Genomic DNA, 25,624 nt, shown 5'->3' with positions numbered 1-25,624 from the left:
AACTTGTCTGGTATAAAAGTTTTAATTCTTCATTTATAAACTTTACTTCCATGTATTACCTTATACGTAATATATAATATATCGGTTTGTTTTGAATTGTCAACACTAAAAAGAAGTCTTGCGTAATGACCGCACGTCTTGTTTGTGCTAGGTTAGGATGGTATTTTCTGTATTTTGTAGTATAATTTTATAATTGAAGAATAAGGAGTTTTGATTATATGTCCGCCGATTACAACGAAGAAGCCTATGAAAATGCTCTGATTGAACTGTTTCAGAATATGGGATGGGAGCATGTATATGGCCCGGACATTGATCGCGACTGGCATACTCCGCTTTATGACGCTGTACTTGAAGATTCTATCCGGCGTCTTAATCCAAAGGCTGCGCCTGCTGCAATTGACGAGGCGCTCCTCAAACTCCGACACTTTGAAAATGCTGAACTAAAAAAGAAAAATGCCATTTTTATGGAATACCTGCAGAATGGTATTGAAGTAAGCTATCATCAAAATGGCGAAACTAAATCTGATATCATCTACATTGCTGATTTTAATAATCCTTCAAACAATTCTTTTATCGTTGCAAATCAGTGGACATTTATTGAAAACTCAAACAAGCGCCCGGATATTCTTCTTTTCTTAAACGGACTTTCAATCTGTCTTTTTGAATTGAAATCTCCAAGCCGCGAACAAACTGACGCAAGTGAGGCTTATACTCAGATTCGCAATTATATGCAAGAAATTCCTTCCATGTTCATTTACAACTGTATCTGTGTAATGAGCGACCAGCTTACAAGTAAGGCGGGAACCATCACAAGTGGTGAAGACCGTTTTATAGAATGGAAAAATATGGGCGTTCCCGCATAGATGGCAAAGCCACCTATGCGGTCGGGCTTTTCGCACTTCGCCTGTTCGGCTCATCCCTCACTTTGTTCGGGACTAAAGGTGCTACAATCCCTAACGCAGCCTACGGCTCTGCCACATAAAGTTCTACATGTTCATTTTTCTCATAGATTGAGAATATATTTTCAAGTACTTCCAGTGCAACAGCATATCCTAAACTATCTTTCGTTGTGGCATACTGAGCAGCACATAAATCGCACCACTGCCCGATTCGATTTCTTTCATCAACAAGTACGCCCCAGTTTTCAGAAAGCGTTTGAATTGGAGTTTCTGCCAAAGTTTCTTGTATCAAATCCTTGTATTTTTGGATGCGTCCAAAAGCTGCTGGCATCTTAACAAGCAGACCTGTTCTTAAAGGCAAATCAACTTTTCCCCCTGCAGAAAACATATCACGGAATGATGGATTTATGATTCCATATCTGGTAAGCATAAAAAGTGAAGAATTATTGTATTTATCGGAACTGTTACCTAAAATTTCAGGAAACATGGCATAAAGTAAGACCCTGATCCTTTCTTTCTCTTCGATGTCGAGCGTTGAAAATAATCTTACCGTTGGAGCTGTACTTTCTTCAATAGAATCCGTTGCCCACCACAAACGCTCGCCTGGTTTTAATTTTGACTTATAATATTTTGAAACAGGTTCAACAGGATTTTCAAGGTTGCGGAGTTCATCATAACTCATGCCTATTTTGTCAAAAATCGTTTCGCCTTTTTTAAGTTCCATGTCAATCCGATAACGTGGGTAATGCGTAACGGCAATGTCAGACAGACATTCTTCATACGGGCGTGAGCGAAATTCTACAGGCTTTCCCAGCTTTCCAAAAGTCATGAAAATACGCTTGATGTTCATATCCCGCGTTGATTCAAGAATGCTTGAACCTGTAGAAGTCCAGTGATTTTTTATCGTGCTCTTTACTTCCACACCGTAAAAGTCGCTGATTCTAATATCTGGAAACTGTGCGCCAGAAACAAGTTGAATAGTGCTTTCAAAATCCGTTCCTTTTGCACAGTCTTTCAGTGCAGAAAAAACATCTTCCTCTAGAAGTTGTGCCGTCCTCTTTGCAAAGTAATCTTCATGCCCTTTTGCTTCTGCATTCAAATATTTGTCAGTTTTCTTCATCAAGTTTTGAAAAGTGATAAGTTCAGGCTCATTGTTTTCCGAAACAATCATTTGTCCTCTCCAAAATACAAATGCCACTTACCTTCGATATTTTTTGCAACATTATATGCAAGCAGACACGGCACGGCATTTCCAATGATTTTATAGGCATCGCTTGAAGATACAGAAACATTTTCAGAAGTCCTTGGCAGAATGAACTGATAATCATCGGGGAAAGTTTGGATTCTTGCACATTCCCGAACCGTAAGCCTTCGTTCCTGTAACCCTTCCTTTAGTTCTTTCGTGTGATTTCCACCATGTTCTTTGCTCAGCCTTCGGTATTCGATATTTCCGTGATGTTCGCTTCTGATTGTCGGAGCAACATCATTTAGTTTTATTTCCGTTTGCCCCTGACAATGAGTGCCCATATATTTTGCTTTTGAATATTTCTGTTGGGATAAATCGGAGGAATTTTCAGGCTCTGGCAAATCTGACAGAACATCGAAAGAAGTTACAAGAGGCAGTAAATCAGAATCTGATTTTGAATGAGTCTGCAAAGGATATGGATTGTATTTATCAGAAATAACATCTTGACTCAAAGCTTCCAATGCTTCTTTTTTCAAAGCACTTTTTTTGTATCCAAAAAACAAAACACGCTCACGATTTTGTGGAACTCCGTAATTTGCCGAATTCAAGACACTCGCTTTTACCACGATATAGCCACCGTTCCCAGCCGTAGAAAAATCATGCTCGATGACAGCCTTTGCATCTGCAAGATTTGTAAGCCCTTTTACATTTTCCGCAATGAAAATTTTTGGTTTCGTCAAGGTTATTACATCACGCATCCAAATATACAGTTGTCCGCGACTTTCAATCGAAGGCTCGTCTGTCGCAAGTGCAGTTCCTAAGTGGCTTTTCTGAGAATTAAATCCAAGACGTTTTCCTGCAACAGAAAAATCCTGACATGGAAAGCCGCCTGTTACAATGTCGATATTTTCGGGAAAAGAAAACTGACCTTTTTTAACCTGCTTTACCAAATCAACAATGCTTTCAAGGTGATAGCGTTCATTAGCATTTTCATAATGATGTGAAAAATAAGAAACCCACGCCGCTTTTGCATCAGGGCGAATGTCATTAGCAAAGACAGTTTCAAAACAGGTTGGAGCTAAAAGTGCTTTTCCATCCAAATTTTCCAAAATCCAGTCGGGATGCAGTTTTTCATTTATGCTTTTACTATTGCAGATAAAAGAACCTGTAAATCCCAAATCCATACCGCCACAGCCTGAAAAAAGAGAAAGCAAATTGTGTTTTGTGGACATAAAAACCTCTAAAAACAGGAAATGTCCATAGAATATTAGAGTAGCCTTGGATATTTCCAATATATCTATATTCTATTATCGGGAATATTCCAAGAAACAGCGTAAAAATTGGATTTATCCTTGATTATTGATGTATGAACTTTTGGGAACGAGTAAATGATTTATTGGAGAGAAACGACATCAACAAGAAAACACTTGCGGCGGATGCAGGCTTTGATGCTTCAAATATCACGAAAGGCATAAAAAATAATAATATTCCATCTGCCGAAACTGCGGTAAAAATTGCAGAGAGGCTTGGTGTAACTGTAGAATATTTGGTGACAGGAAAAGACAGCCTGACTAATAATGCCAATATAGGAAAGAGTGTATATTTGTACCAGAAATATCATACGGTAATAGACACTTTAGAGAAACTTCCGAATCCGAAGCAGAGAAGTGTCATGCGGATTGTCGAGGAATGTGGGGAATTAGGAAAGTAATCAAATGAGTGATTACACCGTACGCGACCGCAAGAACTACGGTGAGATGGATGTCGCAAAACGCGCCTTCCCTAAGTTCCAGGAAAAACTCGAAATCTGCCGAAACCTTTTCTTTGGTTATGATTACACTCCATTCTACGAAGGCTCAGACCTGCAGCGCGGTATGACAATCAGCGGGGCAGTAAACTTTATTGTTGCTCCAGATAAGGAAGAACAGAAACAGGCATTTATAAAAGAAGCCTTAATGCTCAAACAGGCACTTTCCCTTTGTTCATCTATGGTAAAGGAACACATGCGCCTTGAAGCAGCTTTCTTTGAATCTGTTCGCGTCCTTGTAATGCGCATTTTGTATAACCCATCTGGCAAGAAATTCTCCCTCAAAGAAATCAACGACCGCATAAACGAACTTCTTAAACAGTCAGATAAATCAGATGGCGTTATAAATCTTTTCTCTGACATTGGCGAAAAAGTAAACCTCTTTGATCCGACCTTCTTCGAAAATATTTCAAAGATGAAAGAAAAGAACTTCGCAGTAGAAATGCTCAAGAAGTTGATTGATGAACAGGTAAGAGTTTATAAACGAACTAACCTTGTAAAGTCAGAAGCCTTCAGCACTCTCATTCAGCAGACTTTGAACCGTTACCTGAACGGAATGCTTACAAACGAAGAAGTAATTCAGGAACTCTTGAAGCTTGCAAAGGAAATGATGCACGCCACAGAAGAAGGAAATCTTCTTGGTCTCACCGATGAAAAACTTGCATTTTACGATGCGCTCACAAAACCGGAAGCTGTAAAAGATTTCTATTCCAACGACGAGCTTGTAGCCCTTACAAAGGAACTCACAGAAACACTCCGTAAAAATAAAACCATCGACTGGCAGAAGAAAGAATCAGCAAGAGCCAAGATGCGAATACTCGTAAAGCGACTTTTGAAAAAATACAAATATCCGCCAGAAGGTCAGGAATACGCACTCAAAACTGTAATCAGCCAGTGCGAGCTATGGACCGATAATGTTGCTGATTATGATGGAAATCAATTCGATGACCGCTTCGGCAAAGCTGATAAAACCGTTCAGTTTGCAATACCAGACAATTATGGTCTTCTAAAAGTTGCAGAAAAGACTCCGGAATATGGAGAATAAATTATATAATCTTTCCCCTATTCCTCTTTATCTCACTCCTGATTTTCTTCAACTTCAATTTTCGTTCCTTGCTGGCGCGAGTAGGCTTTGTTTTTATTCGCTTTTTGGGAATTAGCAAAGCTTGGAGAATCCGCGCTTCAAGTCGAGCAATGGCAATTTCACGATTGCGTTCCTGATAACGCTCATCATCCACATCAAGAAAAAGACAATCTTCCTTATTTATAATGCCTGCCAGTTTTGAACGAAGTCGAACGACTTCCGCATCAGTAAGTCCGCCGAGAGTAGTAACTGGAATAACCAGATGCACTTTGGTATTCACCTTATTTACATTCTGGCCGCCGTTATCACCGCTGCGGGCAAAGGTAAATTGAGAATTATTGATTATGGATTCGTGAAATTTTGCTCGGTTCATTTTGTCATCCATATTTTACCTCTTAATCATAAACTCATCCATTCTTTCTGCATTTCCTGTGTCTTCATCAGGATAGCCGACGGGATTCAGTTTCAGATGAATTGTTCTTCCATCGCCCTGGACTAAATCTTTTACACGAACTGAATGAGTGTGTCCGGCAAGCCAGATACTTTGATCTTTCAGCTGCTCCAGATATTTCTGCCCATTATAATAGAAGAAAGTTGTATACGGATCATGCTCATAGATTTTTTCTACTCCAAAAAAGAGCGGAATATAGTGAGTCATTATGATGTCCGGCTTTTGAGAAACCACATAATCAAGTTTTTTCATTTGGGAAGCAAGAATATCCTTGTGGATGTTATTCATATATTCCCAATGACGGTAATCGAACCAGCGCTTCCAGTAGCAGAGAAATTTTGCCATATTTCCTTCTGGCTCAGGCTCAACTTTATAAGCCCAAGTCCAGTCATTAAACGCCATTGTCCCGCCAAACTTTACACCTTCAAACTCTTCGACTGTTCCATCAAGGATAGAAACATTTCCAAGTTTTGAAACTTCCGCCTTCAAGAAGTCAAGTTTTGGCTGAGTTTCTGTAAACGGATTATTTCTGAAATATGATTCATTATGCACTGTCAAATCATGATTTCCGAAAACTACAAAAACCTTTTTGTAGCGGGAAGAAACCGCCTTGTAAAAATCCACGAATAAATTTGGATCATCACAGGTATCTCCGGCAACGCAAAGAACATCTGCAGGTTTGAGGGCATTGTTTATGTAATTTTCGAGACTTACACGATGATTAATGTAATGGTCAACGTGCAGGTCGCTTGTCATGTAGATTGTCATTTTTATTTCTCCAAAGTTTTGAAGCTTCAATTAGTGGTGAAGATTTCGAAAAACACCCCACCACAAAATAATCACTTATGATCATTTCCCATAATTCAATTTCTTCCAGACTTTAATAAGCCATTTCTGATTTTCTTTAAACCATACAACTAACTCTTCACAAGTCCGAAACTGTCTTTTCGGCAGATTCTTTGAAACAATCATATCAACAAAATCGTAAGAACCACCCGTGTGCTTTTTGTAACTTCTACTCATTTTATCCTCCATGCAGATTAGTTATCTACATGAAGTCGAATAGATATCTTTTGTAGTTCATTCTAAATTCTCCGTTTTTATATATGACTTACAAAAACTATATTTGGAACAATAACTTTTGTCATTAAACTTATAATTTAAAAAATGTCCCCTTCAAAGCGACCACTAGAGTTGAATCTTCTGATCTATTCTAATCATCACATCAAAGAAACTTTTCAGGAACGGCTTATGCATTTAATCTGGAGCAACGGCTTTTCTGAAATCCAATAGATACCATTTATCAATTTTGTATAGAAAATGCTATCTACGATTTTGGAATAATCGACGAACTGATTTACGAGCAAACCGAAACAATTATTCCTTATAAAGCTGATACTTTTTACTGATACTATGTGCAAGAAACAGTAAACTGTTAGTTTAAAAACTTACTTCATCAGAATTAAAAAACACAGTGAAAATAGAGTGTAGTTTTACTACACTCTACTTCACTAAATACTTCATTTGTTGTAAAGTAACAGTAAGAGGTAATTATGCAGATAGAAGAATTAATTCCTGGAATAAATATCGAAGATACACAGAATGAGTTTAAAAGAATTATTGAAGAAGGAAAATCCGAAGACTCTGGAAAAGCAAAAGAAATTGGCTGGCTAAAGACTATCGCCGCTTTCGCAAATACTTTTGGTGGCACTTTGTATATCGGAGTCGATAACAATACTCATAAAATTATCTCTTTAGACCACGACACAGCTGATAAAATCATTTTGATGATAAACCGTCAGATTAGACAGCGCATCGAACCATCAATTTCATATAAAATAGACACAATTCCAATTAAGGACGAAGAAAAACAAACCAGATACATCATCAAGGTTATTGTGAATAAAAATACAATTCTTCCTGTCACATTGCATGAGGAAAATCTTCTTGGAATTTATATCAGAATTTATGGATGCACAATTCTGGCAAGTCCTGAACAGATTAGGGAATTAATTCTTTTAAGTGACAACAATCCTTTTGATCAGCCATTTACAGAAGATGTTTTTGATAAAAACAATTTCAAACAGATTTTTGACTTATACAAAGAGCGCACAAATTCTGAACTCACCGAGAAAGCGTTGATTTCCGCAGGCTTTATCAATTCAGATAGAAAACTTTCAAAGGGAGCTCAGCTTTTTTCTGATAATTACAAAAATGAAAGAACGAAGATTGTGTGTACAGTGTGGCCTGAAATCACAAAAGGAAGTTCTATAGTATTGGCTTCCGAAGAATTTGATGGAAATCTTGTGGATTCAATCAACTTTGCAACGAAATTCATTCAAAACCATTCAGCGAATGGATTCAAAAAAGTTGCTGACGGACGAATTGATTATTATTCATATCCAGCCCGTTCGATTACAGAAGGCATTGTTAATGCTGTTGCACACAGAAATTACTTCATTCAGGGAAGCCAGATTGAAATCAATATGTTCAAAGACAGGCTTGAAATCACTTCCCCAGGAGCCTTACTAGGTGTCGTTGCCCTGCATAAAGAGAAAAATATTTCATCAATTATTCCTCGCCGCAGAAATGAAGTAATCTGTAATATTCTGGAATACCTCAGATACATGGAATCAAAAGGTTCTGGCTTTGATAAAATTGAGCAGGATTATGCAGGAAAAGGTGAAGCCTTCAAGCCGTTTATTTCTTCAAACGGGAATTCTTTTACATTAACATTACCAAACCTTACATATCCTAACGGCGTTATTGATGAGAATTCAATTCCGGAAATAAATGTGGATGGAATTGTTACAGGTAAAAATGATAAAGCAATTTTATCTTTCTGTTTTACAAAGGCTCATACAGCCAAAGAAATTGCTGAATATCTTGGAATAAATGCCTCTACATATTTTAGAAAGGAAGTTCTTGATGTTCTGGTAAAAAATGGATTTATAATTGAAAGTAAGGAAGGCGCAAGTTCTGCATTTTTATCAAATCGGGAAAAAGTCTTCCCCGTATAACCATCTCCGGACACTTTACCAGGAGCCGCAGGCATGTTCGTAGCTGGCGTACGAACATGGCAAAGCCGGCCCGTTAGGGCGAGTCCTACCCCAGCTATATTTAATCCACTCCAAGCGAGTGGATTTTTTGTTTTTAAGGCGATTATTCATCAGATTTCATTTGATTGATTGGCGGTTCAATAACTGCGACTTCATTTGGATTGAAGAAAAAACCCCCTTCATTTGCGTCTACAATTATAGAATAAGTTTTATCAGGGCATTTAAAGCACAACTTTAATTACCACGACAGAAAATCGATGTAGAATAAAATTTGCGATGGGCATGTTTCTGAACACGATTTCCTCAACAACGCCAGTAGTAAGAGAGACTGCATAGCCAAAAATTTCTAGCTGCTTTGAAAGAATAGAGGTAATCCCCGCTTTTCTCGTAAGCAACGACCGCTTTTGCCGCCTCAACCGGGTCAACTCTTTATGCAAAGACTATCAGTTTGAACAGTTCTGCGCAGGCGAAGACATCCTTGAAGGGCAACATTCCCGAGTCGAAACAATCAACGGAATGGAAGCAACTGGTGAACGAATAAAATCCCTCATAAAAAGTAAAAGCCTAAAGGTAAAAGATTTACAATCCTTGTTCGGTTTTGAATATCCTCAGGCAATATATCAGGGGATTTAAAGTGCGATTGTGTAACAGAATCGTTGGCAGACCAGTGTTTTCTATTTTCTAATCCTTAAAAGTATTCTGGATACATCTCCCCCGCGTACCCGAATTCCCGCTCTCCAAACAGCACCAGCGTAATCTCATCAAAATCGCACTTGTGCAATTTCATTGTCTCAATTGCGACTTTTATCGCCTCTCGCTGGGGATATCCGTAAACACCGGCAGAAATCAACGGGAACGCGATTGTCGCAAGTCCCTTCTCTTTCGCAAGATTCAGCGAATTTTCGTAGCAGGAAGTCAAAAGTGACTCGGCCTCGGCGGGAGTATGTTCGTAATAAATTGGACCAACGGTATGAATCACGAATCGGGAAGGAAGATTATAGCCTTTTGTGATTTTTGCTTCGCCTGTTCGGCAGCCGTGAAGAGTGCGACATTCGGCAAGGAGTTCCGGGCCTGCTGCATAGTGAATTGCGCCGTCAACACCGCCGCCCCCAAGAAGCGAAGAATTGGCAGCATTTACGATTGCATCGCAGCTCAATTTTGTTATGTCACCTTTGATAATTCTGATTTTTCCCATAATGCACCGCCTTGTCAGATTTGCTAATTCCCCGATGATTTTATTATACCACAATTCTGAATTGAGAATATTTTAAAAAAGCAGAAAAGTCTGTTAAAATTACAAAGGTGCTTCAAATGACAAAACGAGCATGAATTGAAGGGATTTTAAAAAAAAGAAAACCCCCGCTTAAAGGAGGAGAAATGCGGGGGTTTTGGTGACTAACTTCCAACGGAAGTGTCTAATGCAACTTGCTTAAAAGGTTGCTTGTTTCTTGCTGCTGAAAGTATATTAGACTTTTTACGGAGTTTATGCAATACTTTTTGATGAAAATTATTGAAAATTTTGCGGTTTTTTACGAAAATACTAGAAAACTATGCAATTCTTTACAAGGAGTGACATAAAATGAAAAAAATTGGAATTATCGGTGCTATGGAAGTAGAAGTGAACTTTCTTCGCAATCTAATGGGTAATGAAATCAAAAAGACTGAAGCTGGCGGAATCGTTTTTGAGGAAGGAAATCTTCACGGTACCGATGTCGTTTTGGTTCGCTCTGGGGTCGGTAAGGTAAATGCCGCTCTTTGTGCACAGAGACTTGCACTTCAATTTGAATGCACTCACATAATCAACACTGGTATCGCCGGTGCTATGGCTCACGGTCTTGGTGTTATGGATTTCGTTGTTTCAACAGACGCTGTTTATCATGATATGGACGCAACTGGCTTCGGATACAAAGCTGGTCAAATTCCGCAGATGAGCGTATTTTCTTTTGAAGCTGACAAAAAATTGATTGAATCGGCAATAAAGGCCTTTGAATCTTCAGATTTTTCAAAATCACACAAAATGATTGAAGGAAGGATTGCGACAGGAGATCAGTTCATCAGTGAAAAATCTGTAAAATCCCGCATTGCAAATGAATTTGCACCTGCCTGTGTCGAAATGGAAGGAGCCGCTATCGCCCATGCCTGCTATCTGAACAAAATACCTTTTGTCATCCTGCGCTGCATGAGCGATATGGCTGATGATTTGAGCAGCAACGGATACGATTTTAACGAGCCAGTCGCCGCAGAAATGAGTGCCCGCGTGGTCGAAAAAATGATTGAGCTGATTTAACAGCCTTCAAGATAGCCGTCAATTGCTTTTGCACACTCACGGCCTTCATGAATCGCCCACACTACAAGCGACTGTCCACGGTGCATATCTCCAGCTGTGAATATTTTTTTATTCGCAGTCTGGTAGCTTTCAGCACATTCCGTAGCGACAGTATTTCGTGGTGAAAGTTCTGTGCCAAAAGAAAGCGCGGTGTATTCTTCTGCACCCAAAAATCCTGCCGCTATCAAAATCAAATCGGCAGGCAGTTCTTTTTCACTTCCCTCTATTTCAACAAGTTTTCGAACTCCGTCAACATTCCTGAATTCAACTTGTACTGTCTTAATTCCACAAACTTTTCCGTCTTTTGAATAAACTTCTTTAATCGTAGTCTTATAAACTCGCGGGTCATGACCGAATTTTGCGATTGCCTCTTCTGCACCATAATCAGTCTTGAGGGTTTTCGGCCACTGCGGCCATGGATTATCGGCTGCCCTTTCAACTGGCGGACAAGGCATCATTTCAAGCTGAGTCACTGATTTGCAACCAAGACGGATACAGGTTCCAGTACAATCGTTTCCAGTGTCGCCACCGCCAAGAACAATCACATCCTTTCCTTCAACAGAAATTCCTTTCTTTTCGAGAGAAAGATGAATGTTCTTGTTCGTAATCACAAGGTCTTCACCGATTTTTTCCTGAGCCTTGTTCAGTGCAACGACAGATTTTGTGACTTTTGTGAGGAAATCGACGGCAAACATCAATCCGCCCTTTTCTCCAGGTAAAAGTTTTTCAACGCCGGTTGCTGAAAGAGGCCTTGCTTTTTTTGCACCACAGCAAAGGGCAACGGCATCAAAATTTTCAAGAATATCTTCCGCAGAGAAGGTTTTTCCAACATCAGCATTGAAGATAAAATCAACTCCTTCTTCCTTCATGAAATTGATTCGTCTTTCAATGATTTTCTTGTCGAGCTTCATGTTCGGGATTCCGTACATCAAAAGTCCACCCGCACTGTCTTCCCGCTCGTAAACGGTTACATTGTGACCTCGACGATTCAGCCAGTCTGCAACGGCAAGACCGGCCGGTCCTGAACCAATTACGGCAACCCGTTTACCAGAACGCTTTTTCGGTGGAGTCGGCTTCATGTAACCTGTCGCAAAGGCATGTTCAATTATGAAAAGCTCATTGTCATGAATCGTAACGCTCTCATCACCCGTTGTCGGGCAGCTCATATTGCAGGCTTTTTCGCACAATGCCGGACAGACGCGCCCCGTAAATTCCGGGAAACTCGAAGTCTTCAGAAGTCTCCATGCAGCCATGTCAAACTGCCCGTTATACAAGGCATCGTTCCATTCAGGAATAAAATTATGCAACGGACAGCCCGTGACCATTCCTGCGAGTTTAATCGCACTCTGACACATCGGAACACCGCAATTCATACATCGGGCAGCCTGTTCTCTTCGGGCATTCTCATCAAGCTTAGGATGGAATTCCTTGAAGTTAGTGATTCTTTCCAGTGGCGGAAAATTTCCGTTATCAACCCGCTTAAATTCCAAAAATCCAGTCGTCTTTCCCATTTTTTTCTCCTTAAAACACAGCGTCAACAAGCCTTACTTTCCGCTCATTACCCTAAGATAATCGTTCGGGATAATCTTCTTAAATTTACCGATATAATTTTCAAAATCCGCCAAAATTGCCTTTCCCTTTTCAGAGCCGGTTTCAGCAACATGCTTTTCGATTAAAGAGCGAAGATTTTCAACATCGGTCTTGTCTTTCAAAACCGTCACTTCATCATCCAAATCATACATTGTGACAAGCTCACGGTTAAGCCGCTTATAAAGGTCATGATTTTCATCGAGGATATACGCAAATCCACCGCTCATACCGGCAGCAACATTCCGTCCTGTGCGGCCAAGAATCACTGCAACACCGCCAGTCATGTATTCAAGACCATGATCACCACAGCCTTCTACCACAGCCGTAGCCCCGGAATTTCGTACGCAGAATCGTTCACCTGCAACGCCGTTTATGAACGCTGAACCTGAAGTTGCACCGAACAACACGACATTACCAACGATAATGTTTTCATCAGCCTTTCCTTCAAATCCTTCCGGCTTTTTAATGACGATTTTACCGCCGCTCAAGCCCTTTCCAAGATAATCATTTGCATCTCCGGTCAAGTCAAGCGTAAGTCCTTTTGGAATGAATGCTCCAAAGCTCTGACCCGCACCACCGGCAAAGTGAATTCTGTAACTGTCCTCTTCGAGAGATGAGCCGTACTTTTTCTGAATTTCGCTTCCAAGAATCGTTCCGACCGTCCTGTTCGTTGAATGAATCGATATAGTGGAATTTGACGACTTAGAAGCAGAAAGTTCATTGTCAGCAAGCAACCTACTAACATCAAGCGTTTCTTCCAATTTGAAATCAAACAGACTTCGTTCAGCTTTCCACTTTCCGTTTTCCGTTTCACTGTTTGCAAGCACGCGAGACAAATCAAGCAATGCTGCCCGCTTAAATCCCTGCTTTTCCTTGACTTTGAGCAAGTCCACGCGACCGCACATTTCATCGACAGTACGAATGCCTAGTTTGGCCATGTATTCACGAAGTTCCTCTGCGATAAAGAGCATGAAATTCTCAACATATTCAGGTTTTCCGGCAAATCTTGCCCTGAGTTTTTCGTTCTGTGTCGCAATTCCGAACGGACATGTATCGCTCTGGCACACGCGCATCATGCGGCAGCCCATCGTTACGAGAGGAGCAGTTGCAAAACCGAATTCCTCTGCGCCCAAAAGACATGCAATTGCAACATCACGGCCGCTCATAAGCTTTCCGTCAGTTTCAATCACAACGCGGTTACGCAAATCGTTCTGAATCAAAGTCTGATGTGCTTCTGCCAAACCAAGTTCCCATGGAAGTCCGGCATTATGAATAGAAGAGATTGGTGCGGCACCAGTTCCACCATCGTGACCACTAATCAAAATGACCTGTGCGCCGGCCTTTGCAACACCAGCCGCAATCGTTCCAACCCCGGCTTCACTTACGAGCTTAACGCTGATTCTTGCAGCGCGGTTCGCATTCTTCAAATCATAGATAAGCTGTGCCAAATCTTCTATAGAATAGATATCGTGATGCGGTGGCGGCGAAATCAAACTTACGCCCGGAGTCGCATATCGTGTTCTCGCAATCCACGGATACACTTTTTTGCCAGGAAGATGGCCGCCTTCACCAGGCTTTGCTCCCTGCGCCATTTTAATCTGAATCTCCGCGGCAGAAAGAAGATATTCTTCGGTAACGCCAAAACGACCAGAAGCAACCTGCTTGATTGCAGAATTGAATTTTGTTCCAAGACGCTCAGGGTCTTCTCCACCCTCGCCGGAATTTGATTTTCCGTGCAGATGATTCATTGCTTCGGCCATACACTTATGTGCTTCCTCAGAAATTGAACCGTAGCTCATTGCACCTGTCTTAAATCGCTGAACGATAGACTGTGCACTTTCAACCTCGTCAATCGGAATTCCGCCTTTTTCGTCAAAGTTGAAGTCAAGCATGGCGCGGAGTGCGTGCGGGTGCTCGTTTGAATCAACAAGCGCCGTATATTCCTTAAACCGCTTATAATCACCTGAATGAGTGGCTTCCTGCAAGGCAACAATAACCTCTGGATTATACAGATGATCTTCTGCATCAGGACCACGCCTTAATTTGTGATAACCAACTGAATCAAGATGAGTATTCACTGTAAGACCGTTAAGATTCCATGCCTTATTGTGATGATAGATTATATCCTCTTCGATTTCTTTTAATCCGATTCCACCAACGCGGCTCACTGTGTTCGTGAAATACTTGTCGATTACGCTCTGTGCGATTCCGACTGCCTCAAAAATCTGTGCCGACTGATAAGACTGAACGGCACTGATTCCCATTTTCGCACCGATTTTAACGATTCCGTTAATTACGCCCTTGTTGAAGTCGTCAATTGCAGTGTGATAATCCTTGTCCAAAAGTTTCTGGTCAATCAGCTCGGCGATTGCTTCATGCGCAAGATAAGGATTTACTGCCCGTGCACCGTATCCAAGACACATTGCCGCCTGATGAACATTTCGGACTTCCGCCGTCTCAAGAATCATCGAAACCTTAGTGCGCTTTTTTGTCCTGATAAGATATTGCTCGACCGCAGAAACCGCAAGCAAAGAAGGAATTGCCGCATGTGTTTCATCAACGCCACGGTCAGAAAGAACGATGATATTGTAACCTTCAGCATAAGCCGCATCGATTTGTTCAAAAAGAGAATCCAGCGCTGCCTCAAGGACTTTTCCTGTCGGGGCGTTGCGGGGTGTCCCCGCAGAAGGGGTAGCGACCAACGAAGTGGGCGCGCAGGGGGAGACTTCCCCCTCCAAATCCTTCATAGTCATCAAAAGCGAAAGAGTCTTTGTGCGCAATCCGGGGCGGTCGAGCGCCTTGATTTTAATCATATCAACGCCGGTAAGAATCGGGTTATTGATTTCAAGGACATGGCAGTTTTTGCCCTTTGTGTGAAGGATATCGCCGTCAGTTCCAACATAAACCGTCGTGTCAGTGACAATCTTTTCGCGCAGACTATCAATCGGCGGATTCGTGACCTGAGCAAAGAGCTGTTTGAAATATTCAAAAAGACTCGGATGCTTGTCGCTCATTGCAGCAAGCGGAGTGTCAACGCCCATTGAACCAATCGGCTCAACACCAGTGCGTGCCATCGGCAGAATCATCTCGTTAACATCTTCGTAATTCCAGCCAAATGCACGGTAAAGAAGATTTCGCTCATCCTGGGTCGAAACAGGAATCTTTTTATTCGGAATTGTAAGCGATGAAAGCGGCACGATATTCTGGCAAATCCACTCACCGTAAGGATGTTCTGTCGCGAATTTATTTTTGAGCTCTTCATCGGAAATCAGGCGTTTTTCTCGCGTATCAACAAGAAGCATACGGCCAGGCATGAGGCGGCTCTTTTTAACAATCTGACTCTCAGGAATCTCAAGGACACCGACTTCACTTGAAAGAATCAGCATATTGTCTTTTGTAATGTAATATCGGCTTGGACGCAGACCATTTCGGTCGAGAGTCGCACCAAGAACATCACCGTCTGAATAAAGAATTGCGGCAGGTCCATCCCACGGTTCCATCATTGTTGCCCAATAATGATAGAAATCGCGTTTTTCGCTTGAAAGTGAGTCATCATGCTTCCACGGTTCAGGAATACAAACCATTACGGCAAGCGGCAAAGGAAGGCCGTTCATGACAAAGTATTCAAGCGTGTTGTCGAGCATTGCAGAATCAGAGCCTGTCGTGTCAACTTCGCCGTTTCGTGCAATCATGCGGTCAACATTTCCGCGGATTGTGTTGATTTCGCCGTTATGCGCGATAAATCGGTTCGGATGTGCGCGCTGCCAGCTCGGATTCGTATTCGTAGAAAAGCGTGAGTGAACGATTCCAAGCGAAGACTCGTATTCAGCTGACTGCAAATCATCGTAGAAAGTACGCAACTCATGAACAAGGAACATGCCCTTGTAAACGATTGTACGGCTCGAAAAAGAACAAATGTAAGTTGATGTGCCGCTTTTTCCCTTTTCAAATGCAAGGCGTGCTTTATATAAAATTTTGTCGAATTCTAGGCCTTTTTCACAGTCAGCGGGCTTTTCAATAAATCCCTGCCAGATTTCAGGCATGCACTCCCTGGCCTTTTTGCCAAGAACATCTGCGTTCACAGGCACTTTTCGCCAGCCCAGGAATTTAAGGTTCTGAGCCTTACAAACTGCCTCGAATCGTGATTTTTCGCTTTCACATGCGTCTTTTTCTCCAGGGAAGAAAAACTGTCCGATTCCATATTCGCGTTCATCAAGATTTTTAATTAAATCAGAGGCGGCTTTCTTAAAAAAATTGTGGCTTATCTGTACCAAAATTCCAACGCCGTCACCAGTCTCTCCGGAAGCGTCTTTTCCGGCCCTGTGCTCCAGTTTTTCCACTATGGAAAGGGCATTCTCAACTACGCCGTGGCTCTTTATTCCGTCAATGCTCACCACAGCACCAATTCCACAATTGTCATGCTCAAATGATGGTTCGTACAATGTCTTCACTTTTTATTCTCCTATAAAAACTCCGCGTTAGCGGCGTTGCATGGATGCAACGAATACGCAAGTTTTGGCCTTGGCAAAAACTTGGCCGTGATAACAATTACATGGATGTAATTGTTATCATGTCCCCTATTCAGCGACAAAAAAAGGCCGTAGACACAGAAAAAACTGCATCTACGGCCTCATTGCCGCAATAAAAAAGTCGTAGACAAGCCCTCTTGTTCAAAAGGATTCATCTACGACTTCTTTGCCGATAACAAGGCTATTTTATGAAAATTATGCCGAAAGTGTCAATATAAACAGATGAATTTAGAATTAAAAATTCCGCACAGTTTTTAAATTTTTCTTGTGAATTTCGAATTTATAGAGGAAAATATAGGAAATGGCCCTCAGGGGCTTTTTTTGCAATATAACCATTACGATGGTTTTAAGGAGGGTTCAAATATGGCTGTAACAGTTTATTCGCTTGGAGCGGCGCAGGAAGTCACCGGCTCAAAGCACATTTTTGAAATCAACGGACGCTCATATATGATTGACTGCGGTGCTTTTCAAGGTAAACGAGCTGAATCTGACGAAAAAAACAGGAATTTTGAAATTGCGGTCGACAAAATCGAGTCCGTGATTCTAACCCATGCCCATTATGACCATGTAGGATTATTGCCTCTGCTCGTCAAAAAAGGCTACAACGGCAACATTTATGCAACACCTGCAACCCGCGACTTGACCGACCTCATCATGATGGACAGTGCCCGAATTCAGGCACGAGACGCGGAATATCTTCGTAAGCAGGCACAAAAAAAGGGCGAGAACTTCAACTGGTCTCCGATGTTCACCGAAAAGGACTGTCTCAAAGCGGCAAATCAAATCATCACGCTGTCGTACAACCGCAAAATGTACATTTCACCAGAAGTCCAGCTTGAATACTTTGACGCGGGGCACATTCTTGGCTCGGCATTCGCTTACATCACAATCAAGGGGCAGCGCGACGAAAACGGCAATCCAATCAGAGAAAACGAAAGCAATGCCTTGAGAATCTGGAATAAGCTTTTCGGATGGAAAAAGGACGACAAACGCTCCACTTCCGATCGCAGAAAAGCCACTCCAGAAGAACAGGCCGCATACACTGGCGAAGAACGCCGGAGCGGTCATGACAGGCGCGAAGGCAAAGATGAAATCCGAATTCTCTACACGGGCGATTTAGGCCGCAAGCAAAAGCCAATCATCCGCGATCCGTCAATCAATGTTCCGCCGCCAGATTATATCTTCATCGAAAGCACTTACGGCAACCGCAAGCATGAAGACACGGCAATCGCAATGGATGAACTTCGCAAAATCGTTCACCGTGCAGTTGAAAAAAAGGGCAAAATCATCATCCCTTCATTTGCAATCGAACGCACTCAGGAAATCGTCTACTATCTGCATCTTCTCGTTGACAAAAAAAAGATTCCGAACATACCGATTTATGTCGATTCACCGATGGCCGTAAATGCCACATCAATCTTCCAGGTTCATCAGGAATGTTACTCAGACGAAGTTCACGAAGCTTTCCTTCAGCATCACAAAAATCCGTTCGGTTTCGGGAACCTTTCTTTCGTCAATAGCCTTGAAGAGTCAAAATCTCTCAACAAAAAAGAAGGCCCGATGATTATCATTTCTGCCGACGGTATGTGTGAAAGCGGCCGAATCGTTCACCACATCGCGAACAACATTTCCGACCCGCGCAACACAATCCTCATCGTAGGTTACATGGCCGAAAACACTCTTGGCCGCCGAATCCGTGACGGTGCAAAAGTCGTAAAAATCATGGGCGATGAATACGATGTAAATGCAAAAGTCGAACAGATCAACGCATTCTCAGCTCACGCCGACTATGAAGAAATGACGAAATGGCTCAAATCAATCGACACCAGCCGCCTCAAAAAGATTTTTATGGTTCACGGTGAGCACGAAGCACAGGATTTCTTCAAAAAGCATCTCGAAGAAAAAGGCTTCCCGAATGTGCAGATTGTAAAATACGGTGAAACATACGAAATTGAGTAAACAGGCCGAATTTCGGAATCAGGAGTAAAAAATTTGCTTCTGATTTCCGAAATTAATACATGGAAGAAACTATGAAATCAACAACAAAATCTCTTATTAAACAGATTGCCATTCCATTCGGAATCCTATTTACTCTTATCATCATAATGGTCGCCGCAGTTTATTTTGCTCTTTTCAAGCCAAATTTCATGCGCAACGATAAAAAACAAGTCATAATCGGTACAAAGCACTTTTTGACCAAAGAAAACGAAGAAAAGAACATCGCTGACACAAAATGGTTCTATGAACAGAATTATGAAGAAATAACGATAGAGTCGTTCGATTCCCTCAAACTTGTGGCATACAATCTTCCTGCCGAAAATGCAAAAGGCACATGGTTTCTTCTTCACGGCCATCAGTCTGGCCCTCTCCGCGAATTTGCCGGTCTTGTACGATTTTTCCACGATTCAGGTTACAATGTCGTTCTTCCATATCAGCGTTCTCATGGAAAAAGCGAAGGAACTTACATCACTTTCGGTATAAAAGAACGATATGATGTGCGTGACTGGATTCTAAAAATCAACGAAATCTACGGAAACGAACTGCCACTCTATATGGAAGGAATTTCAATGGGTTGCGCTACGGTTCTAATGTCACTGAGTTTCGCCCTGCCTTCAAATGTAAAAGCTGTCGTCGCTGACTGCGGATATACATCTCCCTACGACATAATCTGGAAAGTTGCCAAAAAAGACAAAAATGTTCCGCTTCCACGCCTCGTTCTCGGAATCGGTAACATCATGGCTCACCTGCTGGCTGATTTTGACTTTACCGAATACGACACTTTCAAAGGTCTTCGTTACAATGAACTCCCGGTTCTCTTCATCCACGGCACAAACGATGCATTCGTTCCAATCGAAATGACCATCGCAAATTTCGAATACTGCACGAGCGAAAAATCACTCTATCTGGTCGAAAACGCCCCTCACGCAATTTCCTATCTGATTGAAGAAGAAGAATATAGAAACCAGATTCGCGATTTCTGCAAGCTGAAATAATACTCTAAGTTCGATTGAGCACCGGCGGTCTCGGCAGCGTAATTCTGACGCTCCTAATCCGCCGTTCGGACTGTTCTTCTATTTTATAAATCACGCCGTCTTTCTTAAAAATCGAGCCGATTTCAGGAAGCTCACCAAACTGCTCCAAAAGCCAGCCGTTTACCGTTGTGAAATCATCGCTTTCCATGTCCAAATCCAAAAGCTCGTTGGCATCATCAATCTTAATATCACCAGGCACAAGATATTCAGTGACGGAAACCGGATGAATTCGTTTTTCGGGCGGAATTTCATTATGAATCGAATTGATGCTCCGACCGAACACAGCACGCAAAATATCATCCATAGTGACAATGCCGGAATTTGAGCCGTTTTCATCAACAGCGACCGCAAAATTCTGTTTTTCTGCTTTGAATTTCTGCAAAAGTTCCGTGGCATAAAGCGTTTCTGGTACAAACAGGGTTGGCCTTTTATGCCGTCGTGCAAATGATTTTTTTGATTTATCTGATTTTCGCGGAGTATTCAACAGAACTGTCTTATAAAACAACATGCCTTCAACTTTCGAAAAATCACCGTCACAAACCGGCAGACGGGAATATCCTGAAAGCGCGAAGATTTTGACGATTTCTTCATATTCTGCATCAATCGGAATAAACTGAACAAGACTCCGGTGCCTCATTATGTCCTTGATGTGCAAATCCGTAAAATCAAAAATCTTGTAAAGCATTTTCTTTTCACTGGATTCAAGAGTGCCCTCTTTTGCGCCAATTTCAATCAGCGACTTCAATTCGTCTTCAGTAATCAGTTCTTTGGAATTCTTAAAGAAAATCTGCAAAAATGAAGTAATTCCGTCCGTAATTTTTGAGAAAAACCACACAAGCGGAAAGAAAAACTTCTGAAGAAAAATCAGCGTACCGGCCGCAAATGAAGCAAATTTGACCGGGTAAACTGCCGCCAGCGTCTTAGGAACGATTTCGCCAAAAATTATCAGTATAAAGGCCATTGCAAAAGTTGCGATTGATGCACCTTTATCACCAAAAAGGCTGATTGCAAAAGTTGCCGCCAAACCAGAGACAAGTGATGTTACAAAGTTGATTCCAATCAAAATCAGCGAAAGAAGCCTGTTTGTATCTTTTTTGAGGAAAGTAATCTTTTTTGCAGGCGAATTCTTTTTTCCAGAGACATCCTTTTTCTGAAGATGCCGAAGCATAAGACGCGTAATTGAAAGAAAAGCCGTTTCGCTGCCCGCAAAGAAAGCAACCACAAGCACAAGAATCAAAATCGCCAGAACTGGAAGAATTATTGAAGACAGAAGATTCATTCATCATCTCCCTGTTGCTCGTCAACGCCATCTTTGTCACTTTCAATCAACTGCTCACAGTGAACCTTTGCAATTCGATGACCTTCCAATTTTTCGACAGTAAACACGAAATTCGATTCTTCGATACTTTCTCCGACCATCGGAATCCGTCCGAGTTTTTCACAGATGTAGCCCGCAATCGTTTCATTCACTTTGGATTCAAGTTTGATTCTGAGCATATCTTCTAAATCAATCAGGCGGGTTGAACCGTCAAGAGAAAAGGAAATGAATTGCTCAAACTCACTCTCTTCCTTTTGTTCAGGAGGCTCTTCATCATGATAAATATCATCCGCTACTGCTCCGAAAATTTCCTGTTCTATATCTTCGATTGTAAGAATTCCGTCCGTGCCGGAATATTCGTCAATAACAATCGCAAAGCTCTGGTGATTTTCGTGCAAAAGTTCCTGAATCGAAGACATTTTTGTAGTTCCTGGAATAAAAAGCGGTGGCCTCATAACCTTTCGTACCGAAAATTCATCACGAACTTCAGTAAAAAAGAGCATATCCTTTACATAAAGCACGCCAATTATGTTGTCGATGTCATCATTTTCATAGACCGGGAATTTTGAAATACGGGTACGCTCCGAAAGCTGAACCACATCGCGATAAGACATTGATGGGTCGATACAGATTACTTTGAGTCGCGGAATCATGATGTCGGTTGCGTTCAAATCGGTGAACTTAAAGACCCTGCTCATCATGTTCTTTTCGCCAGCTTCCAGAACACCTTCTTCACCGCCAACATCAATCAGAGTTTTGATTTCATCTTCCGTAAAAGAAACCGCCTTTTTTCTTGTGTTGATTCCAAAAATCCTTAAAATCCCACGGGAAATAAAAGTAAAAAAAATAACGAAAGGTCTTAATATATAGAAAAACAGCTTAACAAATCCGCTGAGAGCAAAGGCACAGACTTCAGGTTGAGTAGTCGTAACGCTCTTGGGTGTAATTTCACCGAAAATCAAAAGCAAGACGGTGGCAATAAAAGTCGCAATCGGGAGACCGGCCGCGCCAAACAGCCTTAAAAAAATCGAAGTAAGGATTACAGAAAGCGCGACATTTACGATTTCGTTTCCAACAAGAAGCATATTGAGCAATTCTTCTTTTTTTTCAAGAAGTTTACCCGCACGCGTTGCCTGTTTGTGACCTTTTTCACGCAGAAAATGCACACGCAGCTTGTTCAATCCCAAAAAAGCACTTTCGCTCGCAGAAAAAAGCGAAGAAAGCGTAATACAAAGAGCTGCGAGAATAAAAAGAAGAATCAGCTTACCGGAAGGGTAGTCCATTGAGACAGTGTACTATATATGGGGGAAAAGGGCAAATGCGGAAATGTTGACATGCACCAAAAATTCCGCAAGAATAAAAAATCAACCCAATAATGGAAGAGATTTTTATGGAAACAAAAACACTATTAAAATTGCAGAACGGAAGCGATGTCCGTGGAATCGCATGTGAAGGCATTGAAGGCGAAAATGTAAACCTCACGCCAGAAGCCAGCAATGTAATCGCCCAGAGTTTTGCTTCATGGCTTGCCAAAAAAACAGGCAAAGCAGTTGCTGACCTTCGCGTAGGTGTTGGCCGAGATTCGCGCATCACGGGTGAAGCCCTAGCAAATGCGGTCTCAGCAGGACTTTCTGCATGCGGAGTAAGCGTTGTTGACTGCGGTATGGCAACCACTCCTGCAATGTTCATGAGCATTGTTTTTGACGAAACAAAATTTGACGGCTCAATCATGATTACAGCAAGTCACCTTCCGTTCAACCGCAATGGTCTCAAATTCTTCGATAAAGACGGCGGTCTGGAACACGAAGACATTACGGCGATTCTTGAAGGTGCGGCAGGCCTTTCTGAAAAATCAGGCAGCACAGAATTTAAGAAATTTGACCTCATCTCGCTTTACGCAAATCATCTTGTTAAAACAATCAAATCTGAAATCAAAGGCGCAAAGAATCCAGAAAAGCCGCTTTCTGGACTTAAAATTGTCGTTGATGCAGGAAACGGTGCAGGCGGATTCTTCGTTTCAAAGATTCTCGATGTGCTTGGCGCAGACACTAAAGGAAGTCAGTTCCTTGAACCTGACGGAATGTTTCCGAATCATATCCCAAATCCAGAAAATGCAAAGGCAATGGAAGCAATTCAGAATGCCGTCCTCAAAAACAAGGCTGATTTGGGCTTGATTTTCGACACCGATGTTGACCGAATGAGTGCAGTTTTCCCGGACGGAACAGAAGTCAACCGTGACGCAATCATCGCATTGAGTGCGGCCATTCTGGCACCTCAGTATCCAGGAAGCACTATCATTACTGATTCCGTAACTTCTGACCGTCTCACGCGCTTCCTCGAAAAAGAGCTTGGTCTCAAGCATCACTGTTTCAAACGAGGATACAAAAATGTCATCAATGAGTGCAAACGCCTCAATGCAGAAGGAATCGTTTCACCACTCGCAATGGAAACAAGCGGCCACGGTGCACTGAAAGACAATTTCTATCTTGATGACGGAGCTTTCCTCGCAGTCAAAATCACAATCGCACTGGCAAACGCAAAATCTCAGGGTAAAGAGCTTGCAAGCCTGATTGAAAAGCTCGAACCTCTCGTTGAAGCAAAGGAACTTCGCTACAAAATCAACTGCGAAGATTTCTCTGCATATGGCGACAGTGTTCTTGCAGAATTCAAAAAGCGTGCCGAAGCTGCAAACATGATTTTACCGAAGTCTTACGAAGGCGTAAGAATCAGCTTCCAGGATGAAGATAAAAAAGGCTGGCTTTTGCTCCGAAAATCCCTGCACGACCCAGTAATGCCTCTCAACATTGAAGGCGAACGGGCCGGCGACGCAAAAAAAATCCTGCAAGTTGCAGAAGAGCTTCTCGCAGGATTCGATAAACTGTCAAAATAGATAAGTTTTTGATTGCCACACGGTGATTTGCTGTGTGGCAATTTTTTTTAATCTTTTTCAATCTCTGTACAGACGATGTGCAAATCTTTAAGCTGCTGCTCGTCTACCGGAGACGGACATTCATCCATAGGAGATGCAGCAAGATTGTTCTTCGGGAATGCGATTACTTCGTGGATTGATTCCTCGTGGCGCATGAGCATTACGAGGCGGTCAAGTCCTGGAGCGATACCACCGTGCGGAGGAGCACCGAATTTGAATGCCTGAACAAGGAAGCCAAATGCCTTTTCTGCACGCTCACGGCTGTATCCAACGATTTCAAAAATGCGCTCCTGCAATGCCGGGTCGTTAATACGCATAGAACCAGAAGCAAGCTCATAACCGTTCAAAACGAGGTCGTAGAGGTCGCCTTTGACAGCTCCTGGGTCGCTTTCAAGTGTATCCCAGTATTTTTTCTGCGGAAGAGTGAACATATGGTGCTCAGTCTCCCAGTGATTTTCTTCTTCATTCCATGCAAAATACGGGAAGTCGATAATCCATGCGAAGTGGAATTCATCGGCCGGGTTATAGAGGTTCAAGTCTTTTCCGAGCTGCTTTCGGACTGCACCCAAAGCAACACATGCAACCTGCCATTGTTCATCACTTACGAACAAAAGCAAATCGTTCTTTTCAGCACCAAGCTTAGAGCAGATTTCAGATTCTTTTCCAGCGAAGAATTTTGAGATTCCGCCTTCGAATTTGCCTTCTGCATCAACCTTCATCCAGGCAAGGCCTTTTGCGTGGTTGATTTTTGCAACTGATTCCAAAGCTTCAATCATCTTTCGGCTGTATTTGTCAGCAACATTCTTTACAACAAGAGCTTTGAGACCGCTTCGCTTGTGTCGCTCGATGTCTTTGCTTGCATTAGCGGCACCGGCTTTGAATGCATTGAAGTCGCTCAAATCTGCCATGAAAGCTGCGTCCTGCATTTTGAGGTCAAAACGCAAATCCGGCTTGTCGCTTCCGTAAAGATCAAATGCGTCTTCCCATGCGATTCGGTCAAATCTTGCAGGCAAGTCGTAATTCATCGTCTTTTTGAAGATGTACTGCATCAAGCCTTCTGTTGTTTCAAGAACTTCCTCACGGTTTGTGAAAGAAAGCTCCATATCAATCTGTGTGAATTCTGGCTGACGGTCACCACGAGCATCTTCATCACGGTAGCAGCGTGCAATCTGGAAATATTTGTCGAATCCAGAAACCATTAAAAGCTGCTTGTAAAGCTGCGGTGACTGCGGAAGTGAGTAGAATTTTCCAGGGTGAACGCGTGAAGGAACGAGATAGTCTCGTGCGCCCTCTGGAGTTGATTTGATGAAAGTCGGAGTTTCGATTTCAAGGAAACCTTTGCTTGTGAGATATTCTCGTGTTGCAAAAGTGACCTGTGAGCGGAGAATGATGTTTTTCTGCATCGGCTCACGGC

General features: G+C 42.1%; 19 protein-coding genes and 1 pseudogene. 9 read left to right on the top strand and 11 right to left on the bottom strand.

What is annotated here, in order from left to right; genetic code table 11:
* Positions 1–218: 218 nt before the first annotated feature.
* Entirely contained in the window at positions 219–863 is a 645-nt protein-coding gene (locus tag Q0Q74_RS12060) for a type I restriction endonuclease (protein ID WP_294431188.1), read from the top strand.
* The gene (locus Q0Q74_RS12055) at positions 836–982 is read left to right on the top strand and encodes a hypothetical protein (protein WP_294431191.1); all 147 of its coding nucleotides are present in this window, start codon (positions 836–838) and stop codon (positions 980–982) included. Before Q0Q74_RS12060 ends, Q0Q74_RS12055 begins: the two co-directional genes overlap by 28 nt.
* On the opposite strand, the gene Q0Q74_RS12050 is transcribed toward Q0Q74_RS12055, so the two are convergent.
* A complete protein-coding gene (locus Q0Q74_RS12050) occupies positions 964–2,070 on the bottom strand; it encodes a hypothetical protein (RefSeq protein ID WP_294431186.1) in 1,107 nt (368 codons plus the stop codon). The genes Q0Q74_RS12055 and Q0Q74_RS12050 overlap by 19 nt on opposite strands.
* Positions 2,067–3,317, bottom strand: a complete 1,251-nt coding sequence (locus Q0Q74_RS12045) for a DNA cytosine methyltransferase (RefSeq protein WP_294431184.1) — start codon at positions 3,315–3,317, stop codon at positions 2,067–2,069. Before Q0Q74_RS12045 ends, Q0Q74_RS12050 begins: the two co-directional genes overlap by 4 nt.
* 134 nt (positions 3,318–3,451) lie before the next feature.
* Here Q0Q74_RS12045 and Q0Q74_RS12040 point away from each other — a divergent pair, with 134 nt between their 5' ends.
* Both Q0Q74_RS12040 and Q0Q74_RS12035 read left to right on the top strand, forming a co-directional pair.
* Entirely contained in the window at positions 3,452–3,796 is a 345-nt protein-coding gene (locus Q0Q74_RS12040; RefSeq protein WP_294431182.1) for a helix-turn-helix transcriptional regulator, read from the top strand.
* Positions 3,797–3,800: 4 nt separating this feature from the next.
* Positions 3,801–4,937: pseudogene (locus tag Q0Q74_RS12035) on the top strand (DUF3387 domain-containing protein); the annotation flags it as partial.
* Position 4,938: 1 nt separating this feature from the next.
* Here the strand turns inward: Q0Q74_RS12035 and arfB are convergent.
* The 3 genes from arfB to Q0Q74_RS12020 form a co-directional block, all read right to left on the bottom strand.
* Positions 4,939–5,361, bottom strand: coding sequence for an alternative ribosome rescue aminoacyl-tRNA hydrolase ArfB (gene arfB / locus Q0Q74_RS12030; protein WP_294431178.1), 423 nt, complete (start codon positions 5,359–5,361; stop codon positions 4,939–4,941).
* A 3-nt stretch (positions 5,362–5,364) separates the two neighbouring features.
* Positions 5,365–6,195 carry a metallophosphoesterase gene (locus Q0Q74_RS12025; protein ID WP_294431176.1) on the bottom strand — a complete coding sequence of 277 codons (831 nt, stop codon included), beginning with the start codon at positions 6,193–6,195 and terminating at the stop codon, positions 5,365–5,367.
* An 81-nt stretch (positions 6,196–6,276) separates the two neighbouring features.
* The gene (locus tag Q0Q74_RS12020; RefSeq protein WP_294431173.1) at positions 6,277–6,450 is read right to left on the bottom strand and encodes a hypothetical protein; all 174 of its coding nucleotides are present in this window, start codon (positions 6,448–6,450) and stop codon (positions 6,277–6,279) included.
* 530 nt (positions 6,451–6,980) lie between these two features.
* Between Q0Q74_RS12020 and Q0Q74_RS12015 the strand changes: the two genes are divergently transcribed.
* Complete coding sequence (locus Q0Q74_RS12015) at positions 6,981–8,447, top strand: ATP-binding protein (protein ID WP_294431170.1); 1,467 nt, start codon at positions 6,981–6,983, stop codon at positions 8,445–8,447.
* Between the two features lie 727 nt (positions 8,448–9,174).
* Here the strand turns inward: Q0Q74_RS12015 and Q0Q74_RS12010 are convergent.
* On the bottom strand, positions 9,175–9,681 hold the full coding sequence (locus Q0Q74_RS12010) for an O-acetyl-ADP-ribose deacetylase (protein ID WP_294431166.1): 507 nt from the start codon (positions 9,679–9,681) through the stop codon (positions 9,175–9,177).
* Between the two features lie 384 nt (positions 9,682–10,065).
* Between Q0Q74_RS12010 and Q0Q74_RS12005 the strand changes: the two genes are divergently transcribed.
* Positions 10,066–10,773 (top strand): 5'-methylthioadenosine/adenosylhomocysteine nucleosidase, encoded by a 708-nt coding sequence (locus Q0Q74_RS12005; protein ID WP_294431165.1) that lies wholly within the window; start codon positions 10,066–10,068, stop codon positions 10,771–10,773.
* Here the strand turns inward: Q0Q74_RS12005 and Q0Q74_RS12000 are convergent.
* Entirely contained in the window at positions 10,770–12,323 is a 1,554-nt protein-coding gene (locus tag Q0Q74_RS12000; protein WP_294431162.1) for a glutamate synthase subunit beta, read from the bottom strand. The two genes, Q0Q74_RS12005 and Q0Q74_RS12000, sit on opposite strands and share 4 nt — an antisense overlap.
* Positions 12,324–12,356: 33 nt before the next feature.
* Entirely contained in the window at positions 12,357–16,853 is a 4,497-nt protein-coding gene (gene gltB / locus Q0Q74_RS11995) for a glutamate synthase large subunit (RefSeq protein ID WP_294431160.1), read from the bottom strand.
* Between the two features lie 441 nt (positions 16,854–17,294).
* Here gltB and Q0Q74_RS11990 point away from each other — a divergent pair, with 441 nt between their 5' ends.
* Positions 17,295–18,890 (top strand): MBL fold metallo-hydrolase RNA specificity domain-containing protein, encoded by a 1,596-nt coding sequence (locus Q0Q74_RS11990; RefSeq protein ID WP_294431158.1) that lies wholly within the window; start codon positions 17,295–17,297, stop codon positions 18,888–18,890.
* Between the two features lie 71 nt (positions 18,891–18,961).
* Positions 18,962–19,924, top strand: a complete 963-nt coding sequence (locus tag Q0Q74_RS11985; protein WP_294431157.1) for an alpha/beta hydrolase — start codon at positions 18,962–18,964, stop codon at positions 19,922–19,924.
* A gap of 4 nt (positions 19,925–19,928) precedes the next feature.
* Here Q0Q74_RS11985 and Q0Q74_RS11980 read toward each other — a convergent pair whose 3' ends face one another.
* Both Q0Q74_RS11980 and Q0Q74_RS11975 read right to left on the bottom strand, forming a co-directional pair.
* Positions 19,929–21,242 (bottom strand): hemolysin family protein, encoded by a 1,314-nt coding sequence (locus Q0Q74_RS11980; protein ID WP_294431156.1) that lies wholly within the window; start codon positions 21,240–21,242, stop codon positions 19,929–19,931.
* Positions 21,239–22,564, bottom strand: a complete 1,326-nt coding sequence (locus Q0Q74_RS11975; RefSeq protein ID WP_294431155.1) for a hemolysin family protein — start codon at positions 22,562–22,564, stop codon at positions 21,239–21,241. The genes Q0Q74_RS11980 and Q0Q74_RS11975 overlap by 4 nt, the downstream gene beginning before the upstream one ends.
* 107 nt (positions 22,565–22,671) lie before the next feature.
* On the opposite strand from Q0Q74_RS11975, the gene Q0Q74_RS11970 reads away from it, so the two are divergent.
* On the top strand, positions 22,672–24,171 hold the full coding sequence (locus tag Q0Q74_RS11970; RefSeq protein WP_294431152.1) for a phosphomannomutase/phosphoglucomutase: 1,500 nt from the start codon (positions 22,672–22,674) through the stop codon (positions 24,169–24,171).
* A 47-nt stretch (positions 24,172–24,218) separates the two neighbouring features.
* Here Q0Q74_RS11970 and aspS read toward each other — a convergent pair.
* A partial coding sequence (gene aspS / locus Q0Q74_RS11965; protein ID WP_294431149.1) for an aspartate--tRNA ligase occupies positions 24,219–25,624 on the bottom strand: 1,406 nt, incomplete at its 5' end.

Source organism: uncultured Treponema sp. (assembly GCF_946187725.1).
Lineage (GTDB): Bacteria > Spirochaetota > Spirochaetia > Treponematales > Treponemataceae > Treponema_D.
This window is presented reverse-complemented; position numbering and strand designations above follow the sequence as displayed.